Origin of the sequence: Luteibacter mycovicinus (assembly GCF_000745235.1) — a bacterium.
Classification (GTDB): domain Bacteria; phylum Pseudomonadota; class Gammaproteobacteria; order Xanthomonadales; family Rhodanobacteraceae; genus Luteibacter; species Luteibacter mycovicinus.
In genome coordinates, this window is record NZ_JQNL01000001.1 from 2031283 (window position 1) to 2043308 (window position 12026).

The 12026-nt window shown below is 66.1% G+C and carries 10 protein-coding genes; 1 reads left to right on the forward strand and 9 read right to left on the reverse strand.

Annotation, left to right across the window (positions count from 1 at the left end):
- Positions 1 to 13 precede the first annotated feature (13 nt).
- Both FA85_RS09195 and FA85_RS09200 read right to left on the reverse strand, forming a co-directional pair.
- Entirely contained in the window at positions 14 to 1585 is a 1572-nt protein-coding gene (locus tag FA85_RS09195; RefSeq protein WP_051943200.1) for a glycoside hydrolase family 30 protein, read from the reverse strand.
- 33 nt (positions 1586 to 1618) lie between these two features.
- Positions 1619 to 2458, reverse strand: a complete 840-nt coding sequence (locus tag FA85_RS09200; RefSeq protein WP_036109415.1) for a helix-turn-helix transcriptional regulator — start codon at positions 2456 to 2458, stop codon at positions 1619 to 1621.
- Between the two features lie 98 nt (positions 2459 to 2556).
- Here FA85_RS09200 and FA85_RS09205 point away from each other — a divergent pair, with 98 nt between their 5' ends.
- A complete protein-coding gene (locus FA85_RS09205) occupies positions 2557 to 3453 on the forward strand; it encodes an SDR family oxidoreductase (protein WP_036109414.1) in 897 nt (298 codons plus the stop codon).
- A gap of 194 nt (positions 3454 to 3647) precedes the next feature.
- On the opposite strand, the gene FA85_RS09210 is transcribed toward FA85_RS09205, so the two are convergent.
- From FA85_RS09210 to FA85_RS09240, 7 genes are all read right to left on the reverse strand, one after another.
- On the reverse strand, positions 3648 to 5960 hold the full coding sequence (locus tag FA85_RS09210; protein WP_036109410.1) for a hypothetical protein: 2313 nt from the start codon (positions 5958 to 5960) through the stop codon (positions 3648 to 3650).
- 569 nt (positions 5961 to 6529) lie between these two features.
- Positions 6530 to 7474, reverse strand: coding sequence for a helix-turn-helix transcriptional regulator (locus FA85_RS09215; protein ID WP_036109407.1), 945 nt, complete (start codon positions 7472 to 7474; stop codon positions 6530 to 6532).
- A 5-nt stretch (positions 7475 to 7479) separates the two neighbouring features.
- Complete coding sequence (locus tag FA85_RS09220; protein ID WP_051944154.1) at positions 7480 to 7974, reverse strand: DUF2127 domain-containing protein; 495 nt, start codon at positions 7972 to 7974, stop codon at positions 7480 to 7482.
- A gap of 48 nt (positions 7975 to 8022) precedes the next feature.
- Positions 8023 to 8574 (reverse strand): DUF2894 domain-containing protein, encoded by a 552-nt coding sequence (locus FA85_RS09225; protein WP_036109405.1) that lies wholly within the window; start codon positions 8572 to 8574, stop codon positions 8023 to 8025.
- Complete coding sequence (locus tag FA85_RS09230) at positions 8571 to 9215, reverse strand: OmpA family protein (protein WP_036109399.1); 645 nt, start codon at positions 9213 to 9215, stop codon at positions 8571 to 8573. The genes FA85_RS09225 and FA85_RS09230 overlap by 4 nt, the downstream gene beginning before the upstream one ends.
- A complete protein-coding gene (locus tag FA85_RS09235) occupies positions 9212 to 11308 on the reverse strand; it encodes a DUF802 domain-containing protein (RefSeq protein ID WP_036109397.1) in 2097 nt (698 codons plus the stop codon). Before FA85_RS09235 ends, FA85_RS09230 begins: the two co-directional genes overlap by 4 nt.
- Positions 11309 to 11318: 10 nt before the next feature.
- The gene (locus FA85_RS09240) at positions 11319 to 12014 is read right to left on the reverse strand and encodes a DUF3348 domain-containing protein (RefSeq protein WP_051943197.1); all 696 of its coding nucleotides are present in this window, start codon (positions 12012 to 12014) and stop codon (positions 11319 to 11321) included.
- Positions 12015 to 12026: the final 12 nt, after the last annotated feature.

The following is a 12026-nucleotide window of genomic DNA, read 5'->3' on the forward strand; positions in this document are numbered from 1 at the left end:
GGAAGGCTTCTGCTCATTCCACGCGTGGCGGATTCCGTATCGGTCCTGACCACTGCTGGATAAGGCGCAACCAACGCCCGAACGGATCCGGATTCCACACGAAGGTGGCCACGCTCTCCGCAGGCATCCGGTACTCGAAGCGGTGGCCACCCTCTACCACCGACACGGTACGCGCCTCTGTGCGTATGTTGACCAAGACGAGCACGATCGATCCGTCGGCTTCGTTGCGGAAGGCCACATTGGCCAGTCCCATCTCCGCATCGGTGTCGTTGGACTTGATCCGCACGGCGCCGGGAAGGACGAAGCGGCTGAAATGCCCCAGCGCGTAGTACTCGTCATTCCGGCTCACGCGTCCCGTCGTCGAATCGACGGTGATCACGCCCTTGCACGCCGCACATCCGCCGAAGTGCGGCCCGTGATTTTCGTCGAGGGCGAGATTCCAGTAGATGACGCCACGTGCCCATTGCCGGGTGCCCGTGACCAGAAGATTGCGCGTAAACCACAGCAGCTCGCCATTCATGCTCAGCGGCCAGTCGCCTCCGGAGCATTCGGTGATGAACGTATCCTTGTCGGGATGCGCTCGATGGACGGTACCCTGTTCGTGCTGGCTGCCTTCGTAGCAGTGCCAGGCGACGCCGTCGACGTAGGGCGCCGCGTCGGGATCGCCGAGCACGGCCAGCGGCTCCTCGGGATGACTCCAGTTATGGTCCCACTCGAGGATCCGCGTACGTGGCGAGCGCCCGGCGAGCTTCGGCCCGAGGTATCGACCGATGATGCGCGCGCGTGTCTGGGGCGACATGGGCATCGCCAGGTAGCTGATCGGAGAAAACCTCGGCTCGTTCTGCAAGGTCAGCGCGTAAATCGGAATGCCGTGGCGCCGATACGCGTCGACGTAGCGCACGAGATAGTCGGCATAAGCGCCCTCATATGTCTCGAGCAGTTCGCCGCCGATCAGGTTCTCGCTCGTCTTCATCCATACCGGTGCGCTCCATGGCGACGCGACGATCCGCAAGCCAGGGTTGATGGCGAGGGACTCCTGCACCACCGGGATCAGGTCGGGGATGTTCTCCGCGACATTGAAGTGTTTCAGGTCGGGATCGGTCGCACCGAACGGCAGATCGTCGAGCGTGTAGAAGTGCGGCGAGAAATCGGACGCACCGATGGTCAGACGCATCATGTTGAAGTTGAGACCGGGCGGCGGTCCGTAAAGCTCCTTCATCAACGCATCGCGCTGAACTTCGCCCAGCGTGTTGTGCAGAAGCCAGGCGGACGAGTCCGTCATCGCCGCGCCGAAACCGACGATGGACTGATAGGCGACGTCGCTGTCGATCACGATGTCGGCAGGTGACGATGTAGCCTCCGTCATTGCAACGCTCGGCTCCGCCGTAAGTTTCTTTCGATGATCCGCCGTACTCAGCCAGACATCGACGATGGGCAGGATCGGACCGGCCGGCGGCATGACGTCGCTGCGGGCTATCGGCGGGCGCTGGGAGCGCGGAGCGTTGAGCACCGCCACCGTGATCGCCGCGATCAATACCGTGAAGAACACCGCCAACGAACGGGACGGCTCGCGCGCTTCACCCATGCCGGACGCCTGTCCGCTCGACCGCGCGGCAACTCACGTCGCTGAAGCCCGTCGTGCTTCGATGCGTTCGCGGATCCGTGCCGAGTCCGCACTCGACACCGCGTTGTAGACGAACATGCACAGGTCCGGCCGGCCATCCACGGCAAACGCCGAATACTCCAGCTCGAGCAGCCCGAGTTCCGGGTGATGAATGCGCTTGAGACCTTCGCCATGCGCGCGTACGTCGTTATCGAGCCACATCGCCTCGAACTCCGGACTGATGCGCGAAAGGTCTTCGACGAACTGGCCGATCTCCGCGGTCGCTCCGGCGCGCGCCACGTCCGCACGGAACGCACCGACGACGAAGCGAGCCACGCTTTCCCAGTCGTCCTGGTGAGCACGCACGCGCTGGTTCGAGAACATCAGATGGAGGATGTTGCGCTGGTCGGGAGGCAGCAGCGCGTAGTCGGTCAGCACGGCGGCGGCGGCCTCATTCCACGCCACGACATCCCACAGAGCCGTCCGCACGATCGCGGGGCTGACCTCGAACGCATCGAGCACGCGTTGCAGCCGCGGGGATACACCATTGGCCGCACGGTAGTGCACTTCAGGCAGCCGGCCGAGCCCGAGCATGAAAAGGTGCTCGCGCTCCGGCTCGGTCAGCATCAGGCCGACGGCGATGCGGTTGAGTACGTCGGCGGATGGCGCACCGCCCCGGCCCTGCTCCAGCCACGTGTACCAGGTGGGACTGATGTTGGCGCGCTGGGCGACTTCTTCGCGACGCAGGCCCTTCGTGCGCCGCCGGCCGCCGACGAAACCGAATGTGGCGGGGTCCAGCCGGGTGCGCCGGTCGCGCAGGAAGGTACCGAGTGGATTGTCGACAGGGACGGACATAGCGATCCTGTTGGTTCCTATACCACGATAACGTCACTACTTTAACAGTATGAGCGACGCGCCCATCGTACTCCTACAACGAATTGGGAGCAGCACTCATGCGTATCTTTCTCACCGGCGCCACCGGCTTCATCGGCTCACGAATCGTGCCGGAACTGATCGCCGCCGGACACCACGTCCTCGGCATGACCCGTTCGGACTCCGGCGCGCGGGCGCTGCAGGCGGCGGGCGCCGACGTACACCGTGGCGAGCTTGAGGATCTGGAGAGCCTCCGCGCTGGCGCGGCGCAGGCGGATGCGGTCATTCACACGGCGTTCGACCACAACTTCGCGAACTTCGTCGCCAACTGCGAGAAGGATCAGCGGGCGATCCGCGCCCTCGGCTCCGCCCTGATCGGCTCGGACCGGCCGCTGCTGATTACATCGGGTACGGGCATAGGCAGCCCGGGCCATGGCGAGCTGGCCCGCGAGGACGTGTTCAATGCGGCGCACCCGAACCCGCGCACGCTCACGGAGATCACCGGTAACGAACTGCTCGACAAAGGTGTCGCCGTGTCGGTGGTGAGGTTGCCTCAGGTGCACGACCCGGTTAAGCAGGGCCTGATCACGCCGCTGCTGGACATCATTCGCGCCAAAGGAGTCTCCGCTTATGTGGGCGACGGACAAAACCGCTGGCCCGCGGCTCATGTGCTCGACGTGGCACGCCTGTACCGTCTGGCGATCGAACAATGCAAGCCGGGTACGCGCTACAACGCGGTGGCCGAAGAGGGTATCACGGCCCGCGCCATCGCCGAGGCGCTGGGCGAAGGCCTCGGCATCCCGGTGAAATCGATCGACGCGAGCGAATCCGCCGCCTACTTTGGCTGGATGAGCGCCTTCATGAGTATGGATCTTTCGGCGTCCAGCGCGTGGACGCGTCAAGCCCTGGGATGGAACCCGGCGGGCCCGACGCTCCTCGAGGATCTCAGGCGTATGGATTACTCCGTCGCCGCCTGAGCAGGGTCAGAAGCGCAATCAGTGCTGGTTGCGCTTCTTCTCGTCCTTCGCCGCCTTCTTTTCCTTCATGGTCTTGGCGGGCTTCTTCTTGTCGCTCTTCTTTGAATCCAATCCCTTGCTCATGACGTTTCCCCGGTGATTGCCACGGCGGATCGCCGTCGCATGCACCGAGGTTACGCCGATTGCGTGGCGAGTTACACGCTGCCGAACAGGCCGCGCGCGTATTCGTACTCGGCCAGCATTTCCTCGAAGCTGAGCGCACGGTTCCACACCGCGGCATAGCGGGTCAGCACCGCGCCCTGCCCCGTCGCATCGCCGCCGTCCTTCCAGGCATTGATCAGCACCTTGCCGTTGAGCGGACGTGTCGCCAGTCCCGGATAGCGCTGCTCACGCAGGTTGTCCTCATACGCCGGGCAGAGGAAGCGCACGCTGCCACTCACCGCGTCGACCGAGACGATGGCGAAGCGCGGCTTGTAGCGCGTGTCGAGCGACTCGCTCGGGCCGCTGGTCACGGCCTTCTGGCTGCCCGTGAGGGCAAGACGGAAGCTGGTGAGCTCGGAGTTGGCGACACCGGTGTCGTACGAGTGCTGCAACGCCAGACCCGCCTGACGCGGACTGAAGCCCTGGAAGGTGCTGATCGCACGCCCCGCGTTGCTACCCGGGCCCACGGCATACGGGCTGCAGAAGATCGCCGCGAACGTGATGCTGGCGGTCTCGTCGATGTCGGTCTGGAAACCCTGCGTACCGTTCGCCGACTGCGTACCCGACGCGGTGAAGCTCGGCCGCCCGATCAGCGTGAGCGCGGCGCGACCGCTACCCGACTGATCGACGACGTCGCTGCGCGCATTGCCGTTGAAATGCCACTCACCGGTCGGCTGCACACGATTGACCCAGCTAAGCGCCACATCGGCGACCAGTGCGTAGTTATGCATCGGACGCGTCTTGCCCGTGCTGGCGATGTACAGATCGGTGTCGCCGGCGCTGTCACGGATGTTGGTACGCGGGCCGCCTTTACGTCCGGCGATCGATGCGGGCTCGGACGGGTCACCCCAGCCGAGGGAAATCTTGGCGGCGGTATCGGGAAGATCCGCTTTGAGCGTCACCTGCAGGGTGTCGCGGGAGATGACCTTCACCGCGGCGATCAGATTGTTGTCGGTGGGGCTGGCCGGAACGATCTTGTTGTTCGCATCGCGGACGTCCAGACCGTAGTTGCGCGTCGCCGCCACCCAGCTCGTATCCAGGGTGAGCACGCCGGCCGGCACGTTGAAGGCCAGGTTGATCGTACGCGCGTTGACCTTGACCGCCGCCGCGACATCGAGCGCGGGGTTGCGCAACGCGACGCCCGCCGAACGATCCTGGATCAGCTGGTAGAGCGCACGGGCGAAGTAGCGCCCCTGCCATCGATGGCTCTCGTTGGTCAGGTGCAACATCGGCTGATCCGCCGCCGCCTCGTCCGCGTAGTCGAACATGTATTGCGGGTTGACCATGCGCAGGTAAGGACTGGCCAGGCAGGCGTCGCGCTGCGCGAGCGCGATGAACGGATTGCAGAATGCGGGGCTGGTGGCGCCGTAGCTGTTGTGGCTGGTCACCTGGCCGATCAGCCATAGCGGACGCCAGCTCTGCTCGGGCAGGTTGACCTGGCAGAGCTTGAGCCAGTGCGCGCGTTCGAGTGCGGTGAGTTTGGTCTTGTAGCTGGCACGGGTTTCCGAAAGGCCTGTGGAGTCGGCCTCGCCCTGCTGCCACGTGGTGGCCAGCCAGCCGATATTGCTGCCGTCCTTCTGGCCTTCGGCACGCATCAGCCCGAGCATCGCTTTCAGACGCAGCGCACTGTTGTCCCAGCCCTGGTAGCCACCGAGATTGCTGTCGTCGAGGAAGCTGGCGAAGTAACCGATCGGACGGCCACCTTCCGCGCTGGTAAACGCGCTGTAGCGGCTGTACTGCGACGCGGCCGGTACGCCGGTCAGCGCGGCGGTGTATTCCACCAGCCCGTCCGCGCAGGCATTGGTACCGACTTCACCGCCGGTGCCGTGACCGCCGTCGTATTCCACGAGAGGTACGAGACCCGTCATGGCGGTCGCGTCGGTACCGGGACGTACGCCACCGTTGAACGTCACGTTCGCATAGATCTGCTGCAGCGTGAGCGCGGGGCGGCCACCGGTGCCGACCGCGTTCGACTGGCCGTGGAACATGATCAGCTCGCGCCGCGAACGGATGATGGTTTCCGCCGCGGCGATGGCATTGGCTTCGGGAAACATGCTGCCCGTGACGAGCGTGCCTGCCTTGGCGGGTGAGCTGAACAGCCACGACAGGCCGACCGTACCGGTCATGCTGGCCAGACCCAGGCCGCCGGCGGCCGTGGCGCTGTTCCGCAGGAACTGACGACGGGCGCTGTCGGGCTCGGTGGCACGGGCCGCGCTCACGTCACTGTGCCAGGGCCGCAGGTCGAGGCTGCCATCGGCGCGACGCAGGTTCAGGGAGACACGCTTGAAGATCCAGGGTTGTTTCATCGTGACGACTCGGATAACGCCGGGGTGAAACACCCTGGGCGACGGAAGGGGAGGAGGATGGCGTGCAAGCCCGGCAAGCCAACCGTCAAAAAGTCGACGACTGACGTTTTTATGACCCGCAATCACGATGTATCACGCGCGTCGGCCGGCGTGTCTCTTCGTATTCGGCAAGAAGGCCATCCAGACGTCCTTTTGTGAGCCACGCCGCACTCTGTCCTCATGACTCGTAAGCCGCGTGACAGCGGCGTTACGGCCGCTCGTGGCCCTCGGCCGCGTCAGTCCCGTGCGTCGCTGAGACGCACGTAAGCCCGACGCCGTACGAAACGATCGGCGAAACATTGCCGTCGCATGTGAATGGGCACCCCATACTTGTGGCCAGCGACCTTCCACCACCCTCAGGGTGTGCGTTTCCTTAAAGTACGCGCGCCGGACGCCAGGATGCGAAGGGACGAGAAGGGGGAACAGGGATGCGCAGGAACGCGCAGGGAGGCGCCAGGGATGCAGCGGATGCAGGCACGCGCGCAAGGAGGCGCAGGGATGCGCGACGCGCGCAGGGATACGCCGGGATGCTATTCCGATCCCGGCGGATGCCCGAACCGCGCCTTGAAGGCGTTGGCAAAATTGGCCGGGTTGGAATAGCCGACCCGGTAGGCGATCTGGCTCACCTGCCATTTGCCCTGCCGCAACATCTGCCGCGCGACTTCGAGACGTCGATCTCTCACGTGCTGCAGCATCGAGCAACCGAACTCCCGCCGGAAGATACGTCTGAGCGTCGTTTCGCCGACGCCGAGGTCACGGGCGAGTTCGTCGACAGCGGGCGGACGGGCGAGGTTGTCGTCCAGTAAGCGCCGGGCTTCATGGGCGAGGTCGCGATGGGCCCTCAGCGTGCGCGTCGCCCCCTGACGCGAGGCGCCCAGCTGCACGGCCAGCTCGACGAGAATGCCGAGACTGAGGCTCTCCCTGTGCAGCCGCTGCAACGCGCCGGTATAGGGCGAGTGGTAGAGGCGCTCGAACAGTGACGCGATGGCCTTGCTGTCGCGCACGCGTTCGAAGCGAAGATGATGTTTCTGCAACGCCAGCAGCGGCGCCAGCGTGCGGTCGCCCTCCTCGATCTGGTCGCGCAGGAAGGCGCCCGAGATACGCAGGCCACCCAGTCGCACGTGGCTGCCGCCAGGCAGTGTGTCCACGACCTCCGCCGGCTCGCTGAGGCTGAGTAAGGACAGCGCCTCCGGCGTGTACTGGTCGAACATCTCGCGATCGACGCGGTGACGCCAGCGGCCGGCCATGACCTGCACGATGGAGATGCTGTCCGGCAGGACCTTGTCGATGCGCAGCGGGTCGATGAAGTGCAGGTCGCAGTCGAAATACTGCATGGATGGCCGCACCAGCGTCGCACGGTAGTGCCCGATGGCGCGCCCGGCCACGGCGCGCGCCTCGATGAGATTGGCGCGGTCCAGCGACTCCGGCGCGTCGAAGCTGACTTCCGTGTCGCGGTAAGGCGTCCACACGGCCACCGGGATTACCCTGCCTGCGCCGCCGGCGTAATCGCGACACCGCCGCGGGGCCGAAGCGCCAGCCGGACAAGGTAGACCACGATCAGGACATTGGCGACGAGAATCGCGACCTTCAGCCAGCCGAAGCGAACGATGCACTCGTAGATCTCCACCGGTACGAGCGAACCGGTGGCGATCACCGTGAACCACTCGGCCCAGTGCTTGCGCATCCACAGGCCGATGCCTTCGGTGGCGAAGATGGCGGCATAGATCAGCGCGACGATGCCGACGGCCTCGACCTTGGCCGGCCCCATCTGCTGGAGCAGATGCACCAGGCTCCAGCGCAGGTCATTGCTATCGGTGAGCTGAAGATGCTCGAGCCACTGCACCAGCTGCCTGAAACTGTCTTCGCGGTCCAGATGGAACGCGGCGCTGGCGATGAGGATCAGGCCGACCGTCTTGACCGCCTTGTAGACGGCGATGATGCGCAGGCCGGCAGGGTGCTTGGTGTCGGAAGTCATCGGCGAACTATAGAGCGCCGTGGCGACGAAGTAATGAATCCGCCTCAACTATTTGCGAGGTTTCTTCCGGGCGCGCTTGCCGATGGTGGCCGGCTGGAGCGAGCCCGCGGGGCCCGCCACACCGTCTCCGACGCGCTCCATCCACGACAGGTCGTCGACATAGGCGAGGAAGTGCTGGAGGTAACCGGGCGACGACTCGCGCATCAGCGCGATGGCGCGATGGACCAGTGCCGAGGAGTTGAGCGGCCCGGCGTTTTCGGGGACCGGAGCCATCGACTGGCGCAACTGGCTCTCGGTGCGGACCCGGGACCATATGCGGCGAAAGGCGTCGAGGGAAGGCAGCTCGGGGTAAGCCGCGCGCTCAGGTGACGGCTCGCGATCGCCGGCGGCCAGCGCGTCGACCAGCTCGCCAAGCGTGCCGCGGACGGCCGTCGGGCCGACACCGGGCCGGTCGCCCTCGACGCGCCCGACGTCCGCGGCACGCAACAGCGCGAGCCGCCGGTCGAGGATCTGGCGCAACTCGCCTTCCTGTCCGGCGGCTCGCCGCTCCATCGCCTCGATGAGGTGGCGGCGTAGCGTGTGGGTCGACGAAGCGCTCACGGGGTCGCCGCTGCCGGCGCCGACGGCCTGGGCATCGGTGCGATCTCGACGCGGCGATTTTTCGCCCTGCCCTCGTCGCTGGAGTTGGCGCTGACCGGCTGCTCCGAGCCGAACGCCGCGGCGAAGACCGACGAGGGCGGCACGCCATCCGCGATCAGGGCGCGCGTCACGGTCAGCGAGCGCTGGGCGGAAAGCTCCCAGTTATCGGCGAAATGCCGGTTACCGTCGCGGACCGGCTGATCGTCGGTGAAACCGCTCACCATCAGCACCTCGTCGCGGGTCTTGAGATAGCCGGTGAGTGGCCCGGCAAGGCTCTTCAGCACCTCGAGGCCTTCCGCTTGCAGCTGATCGGAATTGAGAGCGAAGAGCACGCTGCCGCGGATGCCGATGCGCCCGTCCACCAGCGTCACACGTCCGGCCGCGAGCGGCGCGGCCAGCGCCTGCTCGAGGGTGACACGGCGTTGCTCTTCGGCCTGCTTCTGCTTCACCGCTTCGTCCAGCTTGCTGGTGAGCTGCAGCTGCATGCCGATCACACCGACGAGGATCAGCACGAAGGCACCGAGCAGGACCGACATCAGGTCGCCGAACGCGGCCCAGATCGGTGTACCGGCTTCGCCTTCGAGCTCGAAGTCGTCGCTCATGCGCTGCCCGCTCCGCTGGACAGACGCTGGCTCGCGACATGCTGCATCTCTTCGATGATCTGCTTCTGCGACAGCACGCTGAGGTCGACCACTTCCCGCGCCTGCGCCACGTAATAGGCCAGCTGCTCGTCACTGCGCGCAAGCGACGTATCGAGGGCGCCAGCGATGAGTTGCAGACGCTCCATCAATGCTTCGTTGGACTGACCGAACAGCTGCACGGCGGCACCGAATGCCTCACCCAGGCTTGCCACCTCGATGGCGCTGCCGGTGAGTTGTGCCGCGACGCTGCCGAGTTTGCCGGTCTCCGCCTCCACGTGGTCGCTGAAGCGCGTACTGACGCGTTCGAGCAGATCGGCCGATGTGGTGACCAGTGCGTCGACGGCGGTGCGCTGCTGGGTGGACGCATGATTGACGGCGTCGAGCAGGGTCTCGAGCGTCGCCAGCAGACGGCTGCGTTCTTCGAGCATGGAGGTGTCGCGGACCATACTGTCGGAAAGTTTCTGACGCAGTTCGGCGACGACCTCGGCGGCGACGCGCGGCGCTTCCGATGCGGCGTCGACCAGCCGCGAAATCTCCGCGATGGTTTCGCCCGCATGCGCCTGGGTGCGTGCCGAGACATCCGTCGCCGTGCGCTCCAGCGTGTCGCAGATCGCCTGCTCGCGGGCGGCGGCCTGCTCGGCCGTCTTTACCCACTGCGCACTCAGCGAGTCGGTCATGGCGGCGAGGGACGCGGTCCAGGCGGCGAGACGTTCCTCGTCACGCGCGGCGAGGGTCGACTGCAGATCGGCGTGCGACTGAGCGACGGTGCGTACGAGCGACCCGGCCTGGTCGTCAAAGATGGTCGCCGCGGAGGCGAGCGCGTCCTGATGGCGTGTGACCAGTGCTTCGTTGGCCGCCTCCTGTCGCGACAGGGCGTCTTTCCATGCGGCCGATGTGGCCGATGCCGATGCGTCGAGACGGGTCGCGACGGCATCGACCAGATCCGACGAGCGCTCGCCGAAACCGTCGACGAACCCGTCCAGTGAGGCGCGCAGATCCGCCGCCATCGCGTCGTTGGACGCCTGCTGCCGGACCAGAGCGTCGTTCCACAGGGCGGCCACATTCGACGTACTCAGCTGGAAGCCCGCCGACAGGCCTTCCAGCTGCTGCTGCACCGCACGGGTCACCGTGTCGTGCAAGGCGGCTGTCTCGCGGGCAAGGCCGGCCATCGTCGACTCCATGACCGGCTGAAAGGCCGCGCTCGCGGCGCGTGCGCTCTCGGTGACACTGTCCTTCAGCGACTGCTCGACGGAGCCGGCGAGGCGCGTGTAGATCGTCGCGGTGGCCGCGTGGAAGGCTTCCTGGCTGGCTAGCTGACGCTCGCTCGCGGCCACGTTGTGCGTTTCCATGGCGGTCATCATCGCCTGCAGGCGATCCATCAACGCCGGCATGGCTTCCGTCTGCTGCTGGAGCAGCCGGAACGACTCGTCGCGCTGATGCGACCGCGAAAAGACGCGCAGTGTCGTGGCGGCTTTCGCATCCAGAGCCTGTACGGCGTGCAGGCGCTCGCGGCGTACCAGCGCCGAGAGCAGGCCGAGCATCGCCGACGTCGCGACACCGGCGATCGACGTACCGAACGCGAAGCCCAGGCCTTTCACGGGCGCGGCGAGCGAGCTGCGGATGGCCTGCAGGTCGGTCGCGCTTTCCAGCGCCAGCCCCGTACCGCGCAACGTCGCCATCATGCCGAGCAGCGTACCCAGCATGCCGAGCAGCACCAGCAGACCGACAAGATACGGCGTAAGCGCCGGTGTCGGCAGCGCCACGCGCTCGCCTTCGACACGCAGGCGCACGGCGTTGCGCAGGCTCGGATGCAGGCGATCCAGCCAGCCGGCCAGACCGGACGGAGCCACCTCGAGTTCGCCCACGGCCTGACGGAGCGTGGTGGTCGCCTGATGGTATCGATACAGCTCGAGAGCGCCGGCGAGGTAACACGCGGCGATCAGCAGCGCGACCGCCGCGCCAAGCGGGTTGGAGCCCACATAGCCCGCACCGATCCAGATGACGGCCACGAGGCCCACGAGGAACACGGCGAGATGAAGAAAGTTTCTGAACATGATTTCTCAGTTATCGGGTACGGAGCGCGGCGAGCAGCGCCTCGACCGGTTGGAAACGAACATCGACTTCGGCCAGCAGCACGGCCTGCATGTCCTTGCGGAAGGCATCCAGCCATGCCCCGGCATCGTCGGGGCGGGCCGCCTGGCGCAGCCGGTCGAAGTGATGGGCGAGCAGGGCGGGCACGTTGCCCATCAGCGACTGCTCGCGACCGCTCAGCGCGAGCTCCATGACGGCGTCGACTTCCGCGAGGCGGGCCATCTCATCCGATGAGGCCGCCAGAATGTCCCGCAAACGCCCACGCAGGTGCCCGGTGTGGGACTGCATGGACCTCTGGAGCGTGGTGTAGCGCTGCCGAAGCGGCGCGAAGTCGGGCGTCGTGCCCGCGACGATACCCCGGGCGACGAGCTCACGGGCTCCGGTGATGGCCTGGACCAGCGTTTGCCTGACCCGGGCGCACTCGGCCGCTTCGTCGTCGACGGGGTGCGACACCTCCGCGGCGATCGCTTCCACCTTCCCGTCCAGCGCCGCCGACAAGGCAAGCGCATGGGTCCAGTCGAGCCACTGGCTCAACCGGTCCGGCAACGCGGCGTTCGGGCGACCCGTATCAACGTCGGTGAGACGCGACAACAGGCGGATGAACGTGGGTCCACGGACGCTGGTCCGCTGGTGTGCTTGCACGGGTTCTGCTGGCGAAAAAACGCCCATTTTACACGCGAA